The organism is Modestobacter versicolor, from assembly GCF_014195485.1.
GTDB classification, from domain to species: Bacteria; Actinomycetota; Actinomycetes; order Mycobacteriales; family Geodermatophilaceae; genus Modestobacter; species Modestobacter versicolor.
This window is the reverse complement of sequence record NZ_JACIBU010000001.1, coordinates 2,060,222-2,074,677: the sequence shown is the minus strand read 5'-3', so window position 1 is coordinate 2,074,677 and position 14,456 is coordinate 2,060,222. Positions and strand designations below refer to the sequence as shown.

The 14,456-nt window shown below is 75.8% G+C and carries 12 protein-coding genes; 4 read left to right on the top strand and 8 right to left on the bottom strand.

Annotated elements, in window-relative coordinates; all coding sequences use genetic code 11:
* Window positions 1-40 precede the first annotated feature (40 nt).
* From FHX36_RS10100 to FHX36_RS10080, 5 genes are read right to left on the bottom strand one after another with little or no spacing between them, the layout of a single operon-like run.
* On the bottom strand, window positions 41-733 hold the full coding sequence (locus FHX36_RS10100) for an NADPH-dependent F420 reductase (RefSeq protein ID WP_110552970.1): 693 nt from the start codon (window positions 731-733) through the stop codon (window positions 41-43).
* A 49-nt stretch (window positions 734-782) separates the two neighbouring features.
* On the bottom strand, window positions 783-1,817 hold the full coding sequence (locus tag FHX36_RS10095; RefSeq protein ID WP_110552971.1) for a uroporphyrinogen decarboxylase family protein: 1,035 nt from the start codon (window positions 1,815-1,817) through the stop codon (window positions 783-785).
* 34 nt (window positions 1,818-1,851) lie between these two features.
* Entirely contained in the window at window positions 1,852-4,377 is a 2,526-nt protein-coding gene (locus FHX36_RS10090) for an FtsX-like permease family protein (RefSeq protein ID WP_110552972.1), read from the bottom strand.
* Between the two features lie 3 nt (window positions 4,378-4,380).
* Window positions 4,381-5,139 carry an ABC transporter ATP-binding protein gene (locus tag FHX36_RS10085; protein ID WP_110552973.1) on the bottom strand — a complete coding sequence of 253 codons (759 nt, stop codon included), beginning with the start codon at window positions 5,137-5,139 and terminating at the stop codon, window positions 4,381-4,383.
* Window positions 5,136-5,324 carry a hypothetical protein gene (locus FHX36_RS10080; RefSeq protein ID WP_110552974.1) on the bottom strand — a complete coding sequence of 63 codons (189 nt, stop codon included), beginning with the start codon at window positions 5,322-5,324 and terminating at the stop codon, window positions 5,136-5,138. The genes FHX36_RS10085 and FHX36_RS10080 overlap by 4 nt, the downstream gene beginning before the upstream one ends.
* Before the next feature lie 157 nt (window positions 5,325-5,481).
* Here FHX36_RS10080 and FHX36_RS10075 point away from each other — a divergent pair, with 157 nt between their 5' ends.
* The gene (locus FHX36_RS10075) at window positions 5,482-6,729 is read left to right on the top strand and encodes a sensor domain-containing protein (RefSeq protein ID WP_221202843.1); all 1,248 of its coding nucleotides are present in this window, start codon (window positions 5,482-5,484) and stop codon (window positions 6,727-6,729) included.
* Entirely contained in the window at window positions 6,717-7,376 is a 660-nt protein-coding gene (locus FHX36_RS10070; RefSeq protein WP_110552619.1) for a response regulator transcription factor, read from the top strand. The genes FHX36_RS10075 and FHX36_RS10070 overlap by 13 nt, the downstream gene beginning before the upstream one ends.
* A 41-nt stretch (window positions 7,377-7,417) precedes the next feature.
* Here the strand turns inward: FHX36_RS10070 and FHX36_RS10065 are convergent, their stop codons facing one another.
* Complete coding sequence (locus tag FHX36_RS10065; RefSeq protein WP_110552620.1) at window positions 7,418-8,584, bottom strand: serine hydrolase domain-containing protein; 1,167 nt, start codon at window positions 8,582-8,584, stop codon at window positions 7,418-7,420.
* A 153-nt stretch (window positions 8,585-8,737) separates the two neighbouring features.
* Between FHX36_RS10065 and FHX36_RS10060 the strand changes: the two genes are divergently transcribed.
* Window positions 8,738-9,739, top strand: coding sequence for an aldo/keto reductase family protein (locus FHX36_RS10060; protein ID WP_110552621.1), 1,002 nt, complete (start codon window positions 8,738-8,740; stop codon window positions 9,737-9,739).
* Between the two features lie 57 nt (window positions 9,740-9,796).
* Here FHX36_RS10060 and ggh read toward each other — a convergent pair whose 3' ends face one another.
* Window positions 9,797-11,326 carry a glucosylglycerate hydrolase gene (gene ggh, locus FHX36_RS10055; RefSeq protein ID WP_110552622.1) on the bottom strand — a complete coding sequence of 510 codons (1,530 nt, stop codon included), beginning with the start codon at window positions 11,324-11,326 and terminating at the stop codon, window positions 9,797-9,799.
* 115 nt (window positions 11,327-11,441) lie between these two features.
* Complete coding sequence (locus tag FHX36_RS10050; protein ID WP_110552623.1) at window positions 11,442-12,800, bottom strand: APC family permease; 1,359 nt, start codon at window positions 12,798-12,800, stop codon at window positions 11,442-11,444.
* Between the two features lie 109 nt (window positions 12,801-12,909).
* Here FHX36_RS10050 and FHX36_RS23910 point away from each other — a divergent pair, with 109 nt between their 5' ends.
* Entirely contained in the window at window positions 12,910-14,454 is a 1,545-nt protein-coding gene (locus tag FHX36_RS23910; protein ID WP_220035971.1) for an adenylate/guanylate cyclase domain-containing protein, read from the top strand.
* Window positions 14,455-14,456: the final 2 nt, after the last annotated feature.

Sequence of the window (14,456 nt, the reverse complement as noted above, 5' to 3'; positions counted from 1 at the left end):
CGGAGGGCCCGGTCTGGAGACCGGGCCCTCCGTGCGTTCCTCACATGTCGCGGTAGCGCTTCGCGGCGGTCAGCTTCTCGGTCAGCGTCTCGCGGGTGACCTGCTGCCCGGGCCCCTTGGGAGCGTCCGGGCCGGGCACGGCGTAGAGCATCACGTAGGCGGCGGTGTCGCGCTGGAAGCGCCAGCCCTCCGACAGCGGACCCACGTCGTGGGCGTCGTAGCCGATCTGGTCGAGGAACTCCGCCACCGTCTGCTTGGCCGCTGCGTCGTCGCCGGCGATCGGGAGCACGGACCGCTCCGGGTCGCCGCTGGGCCGGTCCAGGGTGCCGAGCTGGTCGACGAAGATGGAGTTGAACGCCTTCACCACGTGCGACTCGGGCAGGTGCGCCTGCAGCAGCTCGCTGGTCGTCGTCGACTCGTCGTCGAGCTCGGGGAAGTGCCCGTCGCGGTCGGGGTAGTAGTTGTTCGTGTCGATGACGACCTTGCCGCGCAGCGGCTCGACCGGCACCTCCTTGTAGTTCTTGAGCGGCACGGTGACCACCACGAGGTCGCCGGCCTCCGCCGCCTCGGCCGCCGTCGCCGCCCGGGCGCGCGGCCCCAGCTCGGCCACCAGGTCGCCGAGCGTCTCGGGGCCGCGGCTGTTGCTGAGCACCACGTCGTGGCCGGCGGCGACCGCCAGCCGAGCGACGGTGCTGCCGATGTTCCCGCTGCCGATGAGTCCGATCGTCGTCATGCCTGCGGCAATCGCCGCGCCGCCGGGGCCATTCCCGGCGGCGCGGGGATCACAGCTCGGTGCGCAGCACGGCCGCCGCCTCGGCGAGCGCGCGCATCTTGCCCGCCGCCGACTCGCGCGGCAGGTACTTCAGCCCGCAGTCGCTGGACAGCACGAGGGTGTCGACGTCGACGTGGTCCAGCGCCCGGCGCACCCGGTCGGCGATCACCTCCGGGGTCTCCACCTCCGGCGTCGACAGGTCGAGCACGCCGAGCGCGACGCCCTTGCCGCGCAGCGGCGCGAGCGTGGCCGGGTCCAGGTGCGACTGCGCCGTCTCGATCGAGATCGCCGCGGCCGGCACGTCGGCGAGCTGGGGCAGCACCGAGTAGCCCTCGGGCCGGTCGGCCACCATCGCCGCGTAGCCGAAGCAGACGTGCACGTGCACCGGGCCGGGGGCGCCCTCGAGCGCCGCGCTCAGCACCTCGACGCCGTAGCGGCGGGCCACCTCGGGGCGGGCCTGCAGCCACGGCTCGTCGAGCTGCACGATGTCGGCCCCGGCGGCGAACAGGTCGGCGATCTCCGCCCGCACCACCTCGGCGTAGGCCAGCGCCAGCGCGCGGTCGTCGCCGTAGTGGTCGTCCTGCGCCTGCTGCGCCATGGTGAACGGCCCCGGCACGGTGATCTTCACCGCCCGGTCGGTGGCCGCGCGGAGGAACCGGACGTCGTCGACCTGCACCGCCGCGGGCCGCCGGATGTCACCGACGACCCGCGGCGCCGGGATGTCGATGCCCGACCGGTTGCGCACGCTGCCCGGGTGGTCGAGGTCCAGCCCCTCGAGCGCCGTGGCGAAGTGGTTGGAGTAGGACTCCCGGCGGATCTCGCCGTCGCCGATGATGTCCAGCCCGGCCACCTCCTGCGCCCGGATGGTCGCCAGCGTGGCGTCGTCCTGGGCCTCCTGCAGGAACTCCACCGGCACCCGCCACAGCTCCTTGGCCCGCACCCGCGGGGGGAACTGGTGGCCGAGCCGGTCGCGGTCGATCAGCCAGTCGGGCTGGGGCAGGCTGCCGACGACCGTGGTGGGGAGCGGGGGGAGCGGGCGTGCCATCGAGTCCTCCTGGAGAGCGCTGGACCACGATCCTTCACCCCGCGTGCGACAGCGCCGACGCGGGCTCCGTGCGCAGCGCCCGCCGGGTGGGCAGCTCGGTGGTGAGGAAGGCGATGGCCGCGACCGCCAGCGCCGCCGCCGGGGTCAGCCACCACGGCCCGGCGGGCCACGGCCGGCCGAGGAACCCCACACCGAGCGACAGGACGCCGACGGCGGAGAGCGCCAGCCCCGCGGCCAGGGCCACCGCCGCGATGACCGTCGCCTCGCGCCGCATCATCGACCGCACCTGCCGGGGCGTGGTGCCGGTCAGCCGCAGGACGGCGATCTCCGCCCGGCGCTGGGCGGTGACCGCGACCAGCTTGTTGGCGATGCTGAGCACCAGGTAGCCCATCAGCACGCTGATCGTGGCCAGGTTCAGCCAGACCTCGGCCGGTGCGTCGGCCAGCGAGCTCTCCCGGGGCGCGGCGTCGGTGAGGGTGACCCCCGGCCGGTCGGCGACCAGCGCGGCCAGCCCGTCCCGGGCCGCGGCGCTGCCGTCGGTGCGCACCAGGAGCTGCTCGGCGAGCCCGGTGTCCCGGTGCCCGGCGGCCAGGTCGGCCGAGAGCACCACCGGCCCGAAGCCGAGCACCCGGTCGTAGACGGCCACCACCTCCGCCTGCACCGGCGCCCCGTCGCCGAGCACCAGCTCCACCGTGGCGCCGAGCCCGGCGTCGCGGGCCTCGGCCACGTCGTCGCCGACGGCCACGGTCGCCCCGGTCAGGCCGGCCAGGTCGCCGTCGCGGACGCCGAGGTCGAGCACCTCGGGTGCGGCCGGGTCGAGCACCAGCGCCGTGCCGGACTCCACCGTCGGGTCGCCGAGCTCGGAGTACTCCCACAGCACCGTCGTGCTCGCCGTGGGCACCGCCGCGGTGACGCCGGGGACGGCCGCCACGTCGCCCGCCAGCCCGGCGGGGACGCCGCCCAGCGCGTCGGCGCCGACGGTGTACTGCGCCAGCGTGCCGTCCCGGACGTCGCGGGTCCCGGCGCTGAGCACGGTGGTGGTGCTGAGCGTGTAGGTGAGCGCGAAGACGACGACCATCGCCAGGCTCGCGACCACGCCGGCGACCCGCAGCGTGTAGCCGCGCAGGTTCGCCACGGCCAGCCAGCTCGGTGCCGAGAGCCCCGCGGGCAGTCGCCGCGCGACGACGTCGCCGAGGCCGCGGAGCAGCGCCGGTGCGGCGAGCGCGAAGCCGATGGCGCCGATCAGCCCGCCCAGCGGGACGACGGCGGCGCCGAGCTGGCTGCGCACGAACAGCGGCGTGACCGACAGGACGGTCGCCGCGACGACCAGCAGCCCGCCGACCAGGGTGCGCACCCGGGACGGCGCCCGCGGCTCGGTGCGCGACTCGTTGACCGCCTCGGTGGCCGGCAGCCGCGAGGTGCGCCACGCGGCGGAGCGGGCCGCCACCCAGACGACCAGGCCGAGCAGCAGCACCGCGGCCACCCCGGGCAGCGGGCTCACGGTGAGCGGCAGCCCGGCGGGCAGCATGCCGATGTCGACCAGCAGCCGGCGCATCTGCCCGGCGAGCAGGAACCCCAGCGCCACCCCCGGGACGACGGCGACCGCGGCGATCGCCAGCGCCTGGCCGGCGGCGAGCCGGCGGATCTGCCGCGGGGTCGCCCCAATGGCGCGCAGCAGGGCCAGCTCGCGGCGCTGCCCGGCGATCGAGACGGCCAGCGCGCCGGCGACGGCGAACCCGACGACGAGCAGCAGGATGCCCGACAGCGAGCCGGCCAGGAGCAGCAGCAGCGGGCGGGCGGCCGCGGCACCGGGCTCGGCGACGTCCCCCCGGTCGCCCCCGGTGGCCACGGTCAGGCTGCTGCCGGCCACCAGGTCGCGGGCCGCATCGGCGACGACGTCGGTCGTGCCCGGCTCGGTGCGCAGCCCGATCAGGTCGACGTCGCCGGGTGTGGCGGCCCCGGCCTGCTCGGCCAGGTCCGCGGCGGTGGCGTCGGCGAAGAAGAGGCCGGTGGCCTCGACCAGGCCGGAGACCCGGTAGCGCGCGGACTGCCCGGCGACCACCAGGTCGACGGTGTCGCCGACGGACGCGGCGGGGGCCACGTCGCTGCCGAGCGCGACCTCGCCGGTGCCGGTGGGGGCCGAGCCGTCCAGGGCGGCGTCACCGGTCAGCTCGACCGACGACCAGCCGTGCCCGGCGGCGGCCGGGTCGACGGTGGGCACGACCTGCCCGTCCGCGCCGACCAGCGCCGCGGGGAAGCTGAGGTCGCCGACCGCGGCGGTGACGCCGGGCAGGTCGGCCAGCTCGTCGACCAGGTCGGCGGGGATGCGGGCCCGCTCGGGCAGCGCGGTGTCCAGGTCCTCGGCGACGGGCAGCGTCTGGTCGGCGGAGACGACGACGTCGGCCCCGGCGAACCGGCCGGCGTCGACGTGCGAGCGCAGGCCGGACTCGCCCAGCACGCCGGTGGCGGTCACCAGGGCGGCGCCGCCCAGCACGGCGAACGCCACGGCCAGCAGCGCGACCAGCCGGGTGCGGGCCATCTGCAGCGCGAGGTGCTCCACGGCTCAGCCCTGCCCGAGGGTGACGAGGCGGCGGGCGAGCTCGGCGGCGGTGGGCTGCTCGACGGTGTCGACCACCGAGCCGTCGGCCATCACCACGGCGCGGTGCGCGTGCGCGGCGGCCCCCGGGTCGTGGGTCACCATCACCACGGTCTGGCCGAGCTCGTCGACCGACTCGCGGAGCAGCTCGAGGACGGCGCGGGCGCTGCGCAGGTCGAGCGCCCCGGTCGGCTCGTCGGCGAAGACCACCGCGGGGCGGGCGATGAGCGCGCGGGCGATCGCGGCCCGCTGCTGCTGACCGCCGGAGAGCTCGGCGGGCCGGTGGTCCAGCCGCCCGGCCAGCCCGACCCGCTCGACCAGCTGGTGCAGCCACTCGGTGTCCACCGCCTGGCCGGCCAGTCGCAGCGGCAGCGTGATGTTGTCGGCGACGGTCAGCGAGGGCACCAGGTTGTAGGCCTGGAAGACGAAGCCGATGCGCTCGCGGCGCAGCTCGGTGCGGCGGGTCTCGTCCAGCCCGGCGATCTCCCGGCCGTCGACCAGGATGCTGCCGCTGGTGGGGGTGTCGAGCCCCGCGGCGCAGTGCATCAGCGTGCTCTTGCCCGACCCCGAGGGACCCATGACGGCGAGGAACTCACCGGCGGGCACGGTCAGCGAGACGCCGTCCAGGGCCCGGACGCCGCCGGGGTGCACCTTGGTGACGTCGGTCAGCACGATCGCCGGCGCGCGGTCGGTGGTCTGCGGGAGCGCCCCCGCAGCGACGCTCATCGCCGGGTCCGCAGGTACAGGGCGGTGAGCGCGGCGACGCAGACCGCGGCGCCCGCGCCCAGCGCGAGGTGCACGACCAGCGGGGCTCCGGCCAGCGAGGCGACGGTGTTGCCCAGCACGCAGACGACCAGCACCACCCAGCTGAGGGTGGGCAGGGTGCGGGAGGGGGTGGAGGTGTCGGGCACGGGGGCTCCTCGGGGGTGGCTCAATCGGGATGGCTCCAGCCTGTCGTCGCCCGGGCCGCCGTTCGAGCCCCTGACCTGCCCACTCCGGGTACAGCAGGCTGTACTCCTGGGCCGTTTCGCTGTCCCTGACCGCGTGCGCGCCCTAGCGTCAGCAGCCGTGGAGCGGAGGAGGGCAGCGCAGCGGACCGGCCGGTCGAGGGTCGTCGCCGCGCTGGTCGCCCTCGAGCAGCTCCCCGGCGCGCTGGGCACGGCGCTGATGGCGCTCGGCGTGCTGCTGTTCGGGCTCGTCGTCGCGGTCACCAGCCTGCTCGGCGTCGGGCTGCTCGCGGTGCCGGCCGCGCTGCGCGGGGTGCACGCCGTCGCCGACCGGGAGCGCTGGCGGCTGGGCCGGTGGGGTGCGGAGGTCGTGCCGCCCGGCCCGCTGCCGGTGCGGCTGCGCGAGGCCGCCGCCGACCCGGTCACCCGGCGCGGGCTGCGCTGGCTGGCCGGGCACGCGACCGGCGGCCTGCTGCTCAGCATGGTCGCCGTCCTGCTGCCGATCTACGCCGTCCGCGACCTGAGCTTCCCGCTGTGGTGGTACGCCGTGCCGGCCGGGGAGGCCACCGATTCGCTGACCTTCTGGGAGGTCACCGACTGGTCCGGCGTGCTCCTGGTGGTGCTGCTCGGGCTGGCCTGGACGACGCTGAGCCTGCTGCTGACCCGGCCGATCGCCACGCTGCTGGCCTGGCGCGGCCGCCGGCTGCTGGACGCCGCCGCGGACACCGACCTCTCGCTGCGGGTCGCCCAGCTCACCGCCACCCGGGCCGCCGCCCTCGACGCGCACGCCACCGAGCTGCGCCGGATCGAGCGGTCGCTGCACGACGGCACGCAGAACCGGCTGGTCGCGGTCACCGTGCTGCTCGGCGCCGCCCGCCGCGCCGTGCCCCGCGACCCGGCGGCGGCCGAGGAGATCCTGGAGCGGGCGCAGTCGGCCGCCGAGCAGGCGCTGGCCGAGCTGCGGTCGGTGGCCCGCGGGATCCTGCCGCCGGTGCTCGCCGACCGCGGGCTGGCCGGCGCGCTCAGCGGGCTGGCCGCCACTTCCGCGGTGCCCTGCCAGGTCGACGTCGACGTGCCGGTGCGGTGCGCGGCGTCGGTCGAGGCGACCGCGTACTTCCTCGTCGCCGAGGCGCTCACCAACGCCTCCCGGCACAGCGGGGCGACCCGGGTGGCCGTCGCCGTGCACACCCGCGACGGCCAGCTGTGCGTCAGCGTCACCGACGACGGCGCCGGCGGCGCGGTCGAGGGCGCCGGTTCCGGGCTGGTCGGCATCCGCCGCCGGGTCGAGGCGCACGACGGCACGCTCACCCTGACCAGCCCGCCCGGCGGGCCCACCACCCTGACCGCGGAGCTGCCGTGCGGATCGTGATCGCCGAGGACGACCCGTTGCTGCGGGAGGGCCTCGCGCTGCTGCTGCGCGCCGAGCAGCTGGACGTCGTCGCCACCGCCGGCACCGCCGACGAGCTGCTCGCCGCGCTCGACGAGCACCAGCCGGACGTCGCCATCGTCGACGTCCGGATGCCGCCGACGCACACCGACGAGGGGATCGTCGCCGCGGTCGAGGCGCGCCGGCGCCGCCCGGAGCTCGCCGTCCTGGTGCTGTCTGCCTACGTGGAGCAGTCCTTCGCCACCGAGCTGCTGGCCGGCGGCGCGGCCCGGCTGGGCTACCTGCTCAAGGAGCGGGTCGGCCGGGTGGAGGAGTTCCTCGGCGCCCTGCACCGGGTGGCCGACGGCGGGACGGCGATCGACCCGGAGGTGGTCGCCCAGCTGTTCGCCCGCACCCGCCCGGACAGCCGGCTGGACCGGCTCAGCCCGCGGGAGCGCGAGGTGCTCGGGCTGATGGCCGAGGGGCTGGGCAACACCGCGATCGGCGAGCGGCTGGTGGTCACCGACGGGGCGGTGCACAAGCACATCCGCAGCATCTTCGCCAAGCTCGACCTGCCCCCCGACGACCGTGCCGACCGCCGGGTCACCGCCGTCCTGCGCTACCTGGACGACGTCCGCCGCCGGGCATGAGGAAGGCCCCCCGCGGCTCGCGGGGGGCCTTCCTCATCGAGCTACGCGCAGAGGACGGCGTCGACGGCCTGCTCGACGGCCAGCGCCTGCTCGTCGCTGGTGGGCAGCGCGGTCACTGCGAGCATCACGCCCTCGCCGTCCGGGGTCACCGCGCCGCGGGTCTCGGAGCCGGGGATGTCACCGCCGTGGGTCCACGCCGTGCCGCCGCAGCTGAGGGTGAAGGTCTGCAGCCCCAGGCCGTAGGCCTCGGCGCCGCGGACGGTCGCGCCCGGAGCCGGCACGGTGGCCTGCATCTCGGCCAGCATCTCCGGGCTCAGCAGCTCGCCGTCGACCAGCGCGGTGAAGAAGTCCAGCAGGTCGCTGGGGGTGGAGACCAGCTGGCCGGCCGCCCAGCCGAAGGACGGGTCCTGGGTGGTCACGTCGGTGTAGGCGACGTCCGGCGCGGGCGCGAACCAGCCCTGCGGGTGCTCGCCGCGCATCTCCTGCTCGCCCTCGAGCGGCCAGTAGGTGTCGTCCAGGCCCAGCGGCTCGATGACCCGGTCGGTGATCACCTCGCCGATCGGCCGGCCGGTGACCTCCTGCACGAGCAGCCCGGCGAGCACGTAGTTGGTGTTGCTGTACTCCCAGCTGGTACCGGGGGCGAACAGGGCGGGCTGGGCGAGGCCGACGTCCAGCAGCTGGTGCGGCTCGATGTAGCGGTGCTGGACGGCGAGGTAGTCGGTGACCAGGACGTGGTCGTAGTCGGGCAGGCCGCTGGTGTGCTGCAGCAGCTGGCGCACGGTGATCGCGGTGCCGTCGCCGCCCGGGCCGCGGACCAGGCCGGGCAGGTAGGTCTCGATCGTCGCGTCCAGGTCGACCAGCCCCTCGTCGACCAGCTGGAGCACGACGGCGGCGGTGAACGGCTTGGTGTTGCTGCCGATCCGCACCTGGCCGTCGACGGGCACCGGGGAGCCGGTCGCCAGGTCGCTGACACCGGCGGTGAGGTCGCGCTCGCGGCCGCGCTCGTCCCGGACGGTGGCCAGCGCGGCGGGGAAGCCGGACTCCTCGACCAGCGCGTCGAGCTGCTGCTGGGCGACGTCGGCGCGGTGGTGGCGCGGGCTGTCGGCGGCGGCGTCGGTGGCGAGCAGGGTGGTGGTCGACAGCCCGGCGACGGCGGCGGCGGAGACGAGCAGGGCGGCCCAGGTGCGGCGGGGGAGGTTCTCGGTCACGGGTGGCTCCTCGCTGGCAGGGGGTCGTGCGGACTGCTCCAGCCTCTGCCGGGCGCCCGGCCCGATCGATCCCGCTGAGGGCCCACTGCCGGTGGCGCAGGCTGTACCCCGCCCGCTCGGGTGCGCCCGACCGCCAGGCGGTAGGAACAGGCCATGGAGTTCCGACACCTCGGCCGCAGCGGCCTGAAGATCAGCGAGATCACCTACGGGAACTGGATCACCCACGGCGGCCAGGTCGAGGCCGACGCCGCGACCGCGTGCGTGCGCGCCGCGCTCGACGCCGGCATCACCACCTTCGACACCGCCGACGCCTACGCCGGCGGGCGCGCCGAGCAGGTGCTGGGCAAGGCGCTGGCCGGGGAGTCGCGCAGCAGCATCGAGATCTTCAGCAAGGTCTACTTCCCGACCGGGAGCGGGCCGAACGACCGGGGGCTCTCGCGGAAGCACATCGTGGAGTCGATCGAGGGCTCGCTGCGCCGGCTGGGCACCGACCACCTCGACCTCTACCAGGCGCACCGCTACGACCACGAGACCCCGCTCGAGGAGACGATGCAGGCCTTCGCCGACGTCGTCCGCAGCGGCAAGGCGCTCTACATCGGCGTCTCCGAGTGGCGCGCCGAGGAGCTGCGCGCGGCCAAGGCGCTGGCCGACGAGCTGAAGGTGCCGCTGGTCTCCAACCAGCCGCAGTACTCCGCGCTGTACCGGGTGCCCGAGGCCGAGGTCATCCCGACCTCCCGGGAGCTCGGCATCAGCCAGGTCGTCTTCTCACCGATCGCCCAGGGGATCCTGACCGGCAAGTACCTGCCCGGCCAGCCGCCGCCGGAGGGCTCGCGGGCCACCGACGAGAAGGCCGGCGGCGCCCAGTTCATCTCGCGCTGGATGCGGGACGACGTGCTGGAGCGGGTGCAGCAGCTCAAGCCCATCGCCGACGACCTGGGGCTGTCCATGGCGGCGCTCGCGGTCGCCTGGGTGCTGCAGGAGGAGAACGTCGCCGCGGCGATCATCGGCGCCAGCCGGCCCGAGCAGGTCACCGACAACGTCAAGGCCTCCGGCGTCCGGCTGGACGACGACGTCCGGGCGCGGATCGACGAGGTGCTCGCCCCGGTGGCGCAGACCGACCCGGCGCTGACCCGGAGCCCGCAGCCCCGCCCGTGACCACCTCCCGCTGGTGGCGGTCTCCCGACGCGGGAGACCGCCACCAACGGGACGTCGTCACTGGGCGCGGAGGTCCGGCCGGGTCGAGGGGCCCCGGCCGTGCGGCGGCCGCTGCCCGGCCACCTGCCCGGGGTGCACCGGGGTCGGGTGCGCGGCGGCCCGGTGCGCCTGGGCCGGGGTGATCCGGGGCAGCTCGCTGGTCAGCCAGCGCACCGGGCGGCGCTGCGCCGGCCGGCGCGCGGCCAGGAAGTCCAGCGCGATCGCCGCCGTCCAGGACTGGTCGCGGCTGCCCAGGGTCTCGCCGGTCATCGGCTGGTAGTACTCGGCGAAGTCGCAGTCGATGAGCTGCGAGAGCCCGGCCAGCCGCAGCTGGTTGGCCGCCTCGGGCTCGCCGGAGCGGTTCAGCGCCCAGGCCATCAGCCAGTTGAGCACCGGCCACTGCGGGCCGCGCCAGTAGGTCTGCTCCCGGAAGGCCGGCGACGCGGGCGACACCGAGGGCACCACCGGCCAGCGCAGCCGCGAGTGCCCGCACCAGCGCGGGCCGAGCAGCAGGTCGCGCTGCCGGCGGGTGAGCGCGTCGTCGCCGCCGCAGAGCAGCGGGGCGAACCCCGCGGCGCTCTCGACGTCCAGCCACCGGCCGGTGCGCAGGTCCAGGTCGCGGGCCAGCCCGGTCTCCGGGTTCACCGACCGCAGCACGCCGGTGCGGAAGCGGCGGGCGATCGCCCGCGACTGCTCGACGCCGCCCGCCGCGCCGCCGCCGATGCCCAGCTCCTCGCCCATGTCGGCGAGCAGGTCGCTGGCCGCGGCCAGCAGCGCGGACACCAGCACGTCGCCCATCACGAAGTCTCCGGTCGAGCGATAGACCGCGTCGTCGTAGCGGGCCCGGACCTTCTGCTCCAGCAGCCACAGGTACTTCGCGTACTCCGCGTCGCTCGGGCGCTGCGAGGGGTCGGCGACGTGGGCGAGGTCGGCCCGGACGAACGGCGGCATGTCCGGCTGCGGGTGCACGTTGGAGTACGGCTCGTCCCAGCGCGGGGAGTCGTCCATCCCGGACTCCCAGCCGTGGTGGATCTCCACCAGGCCGTAGTTGTACGGGTCGCGCGCGGTGGCCAGGTACTGGTGCCAGGCCAGCCACTGGTCGAAGGTCTCCCGGACGAACTCCTCGGCCAGCTCCTGGTCCGCGCCGCCGCGGCGCCGGGCGTCGTGCAGGATCCGGGACAGCGCGATGACGTGGATCGGCGGCTGGCAGATGCCGGAGGTCTGCACGCCGGCCGGACGCGCGGCGGCGACCTGGGTGCGCCAGCGCTCCGGTCCGGGGAAGTAGTCGCTGGGCTGGTGGAACAGGATGTGCGGGATCATCCCGGTCGCCCACTGCCCGGACAGCAGGCTGCGCAGCTCGTTGAGCGCCCGGGGCACCGACACGGTGGCGATGCCCAGGGCCACGAAGCCGGCGTCCCAGCTCCACATGTGCGGGTAGAGCGTCGGTGAGGCGACGGTGAACGCGCCCCGGTCGTTGGCGCGCAGCACGTAGCCGGCGCGGCCGGACATCAGCCCGATCTCCACCGCGCTCGGTTGGGACACGGTCATCTGCGGGTCCGCTCCTCTCGCCGTCTGCAGGCATCCTCGCCCGCGGCGGTCCGCAACCGGCAGCAGTTCACCCAAACGTCACCGGCGGCGCGTTGACGCCTCGCCCCCGCCAGTCTCACCCCGCCGCGGGGACCTCGCCGGGCCGGGTCCGGTCGCCGCGCCACCAAGGCGCCTGGGCCAGCAGGTACAGCGCGACGCCGACCAGCAGCATCAGCCCGGAGCGCAGCCAGGTGGCCGCCTCCTGCTGCCACAGCAGCAGCAGGCACGAGCCGATCGCCAGCACCGGGACGACGACCGGCGCGGTGAAGTGGTCGGCCTCGACCCGGTCGCGCCGGAGCACCAGCACCGAGACGTTGGTGCTGAGGAAGACCAGCAGCAGGAGCAGCACCACGATGTTGGCCAGGTCACCCAGGTCGCCGACGAGGGTGAGCGCCATGGCCACCGCGGTGGTCACCACGATCGCCACCCACGGGGTGCGCCGGCCGGGCAGCACCGCACCGAGCGCCGGCGGCAGCAGCCGCTGCTCGGCCAGCCCGAACACCATCCGGCTGGCCATGATCATGGTGAGCAGCGCGCCGTTGGCGACGGCGATCAGCGCGACGGCGCTGAACAGCCGGTCCGGGACGCCGATGCCGGTGGCCTGGACGACGGCGAGCAGCGGGCCGGAGGACCCCGACAGCTCGTCGGCCGGCAGCACGATCGAGGCGGTCAGCCCGACGGCCACGTAGACGACGCCGGCCGTGAGCAGCGCCCCGAACAGCGCCCGCGGGTACACCCGGCGCACGTCCTGGACCTCCTCGGCGACGTTGGCCGAGGTCTCGAAGCCGACGAAGGAGTAGTAGGCCAGGATCGCCGCGGCCAGCACCGCCGAGCCGGCGGAGACGCCCTCGGGGAACTCCACCACCCGGCCCGGGTCGCCGTCACCGCGGCCGAGCACGATCGCGCCGAGCACCACCACCAGCAGCAGCCCGGAGACCTCGACCACCGTCATCACCACGTTGGCCCGCACCGACTCCTTGATGCCGCGGGCGTTGACCAGCGCCACCACCAGCAGGAACACCAGGGCGGCCGGGACGGCGGGCACGTCGAGGAAGACCGAGAGGTAGTCGCCGGCGAAGGCGAGGGCGAGCCCCGCGGCGCTGGTGACGCCCGCGGCGAGCATGCAGAAGCCGACCAGGAAGGACACCAGCGGACGGCGGAAGGCCCGCTCGGCGAAGACGGCCGACCCGCCGGCCCGCGGGTACTTGGTGACCAGCTCGGCGTAGGAGGCGGCGGTCAGCAGCGACAGCAGCAGGGCCACCAGCATCGGCACCCAGATCGCGCCGCCCACCTCGCCGGCGATCTCGCCGACCAGCGCGTAGATGCCGGCCCCCAGCACGTCGCCGAGCACGAAGACGAACAGCAGCTTGCCGCTGACCGCCCGGCGGAGCGTGGTGCCGTCGGGGACGGTCTGCTGCTCGGCTCGCTGGCTCACCGGGCGAGTCTCGGTGGGCGGTGGGGCACCGGCAACCCGGGGCGCGGACCTGCCCCGCGCGGGTGGTCCGCCGTCCACGGGGGGGGCATCGGCCGGGCAGGCTGACCGGGTGGCCAGTGTCCCCGGGGCGGTCCGCTCGTTCACCCAGGACGTGGCCAGCACCCCCGCGTCCGCGCTGGCCCCCCGGCCGGCCCGGAGCACCGTCCCGCTGATCGTCGGGCTGGTCGTCTCGGCCAACCTGGTCGGCGTCGTCACCGTCACGATGCTGCTGCTGGGCCTGTCCGGCGGTTCCGACCCGGCGTCGGACAGCGGCCGCACGACGCTGCTGCTGGTGGCCGTCGGCTACCTGGTGCTCGCCCTGCCGATCAGCGTCGTGGTCGGGCTGCGCCGCCAGCGGGTGACCAACGCCTGGCTCGCGGCGGGCCGGCAGCCCGACCGGGCGGAGGCCGCCTACGCCCTCCGGCTGCCGGTCGACACCGCCGGGGTGGCCGCGCTGACCTGGCTGGTCGGGGCCGTGGTGGTCACCGCCGTCGGCGCCGCGGTCCACCCCGACGCCCGGGTGGGGCTGCGCACCGGCCTGGTCACCACGCTCGGCGGCGTGGTCACCGCCGGCGTCACCTACCTGCTCGTCGCCCGCGTCGCCCGGCCGGTCACCACCCGCGCGCTGGCCGCCCACCCGCCGGTGGGCTCGCTGCTGCTCGGCGTCCGGGTGCGGCTGCTGCTCACCTGGGGCCTGACCAGCGGGGTGCCGCTGACCGGGCTGGTGCTGATGTTCCTCGACCCGAGCATCCCGGGCGGGCCGGGGGAGACCGTCGTCGTCGCGCTCGTCGCCGTCTCGCTGGTCGTCGGTGCGCTGGCCACCCTGCTCACCGCCCGGGCGGTGGGTGCGCCGCTGCGCGAGCTGCGCCGGGCGGTGCAGGAGATCGGGTCCGGCGACACCTCCGTGCGGGTGGTCGTCGACGACGCGGGTGAGATCGGCCTGCTGCAGACCGGCGTGAACGCGATGGCCGCCGGGCTGGGGGAGCGGGAGCGGCTGCGCGACCTGTTCGGCCGGCACGTCGGGACGACGGTCGCCCAGCAGGCGCTGGACCGCGGCATCTCCCTGGGCGGGGAGGAGCGCACGGTCGCGGCCCTGTTCGTCGACGTCTCCGGTTCCACCGCGCTGGCCCGGCGGCTCGGGCCGGAGGAGATGGTCGGGCTGCTCAACCGCTTCTTCGAGGTCGTCGTGGAGGCGACGTCGGCCGAGGGCGGGCTGGTGAACAAGTTCGAGGGCGACGCGGCGCTGTGCGTCTTCGGCGCCCCGACCCGGCACGACGACCCGGCCGGTGCCGCGCTGCGCGCCGCCCGACGGATCCGCACCGCGGTCACCGCCGCCGGCGAGGTCGACGTCGGCATCGGGGTCGCCTTCGGCCCGGTGGTGGCCGGTCAGGTCGGGGCGGCCAGCCGGCTGGAGTACACGGTGATCGGCGACGCGGTGATCGAGGCGGCGCGGCTGACCGAGCTGGCCAAGGCGCTCCCCGGCCGGGTGGTCGCCAGCGGCGCGGCGGTGCAGGCCGCCGCCGACGCCGAGCAGCAGCACTGGGCGCCGGGGGAGCGGCTGGTGCTGCGCGGCCGCGACGTGCCGACCAGCACCTGGGTGCTGGTCGGCGGCTGAGC

What these genes read in the sequence shown, in the direction of transcription:
- FHX36_RS10100 (WP_110552970.1), bottom strand. Translation starts at nt 733, where the DNA reads ATGACGACGATCGGACTCATCGGCAGCGGGAACATCGGCAGCACCGTC.
- FHX36_RS10095 (WP_110552971.1), bottom strand. Translation starts at nt 1,817, where the DNA reads ATGGCACGCCCGCTCCCCCCGCTCCCCACCACGGTCGTCGGCAGCCTG.
- FHX36_RS10085 (WP_110552973.1), bottom strand. Translation starts at nt 5,139, where the DNA reads ATGAGCGTCGCTGCGGGGGCGCTCCCGCAGACCACCGACCGCGCGCCG.
- FHX36_RS10060 (WP_110552621.1), top strand. Translation starts at nt 8,738, where the DNA reads ATGGAGTTCCGACACCTCGGCCGCAGCGGCCTGAAGATCAGCGAGATC.
- ggh (WP_110552622.1), bottom strand. Translation starts at nt 11,326, where the DNA reads ATGACCGTGTCCCAACCGAGCGCGGTGGAGATCGGGCTGATGTCCGGC.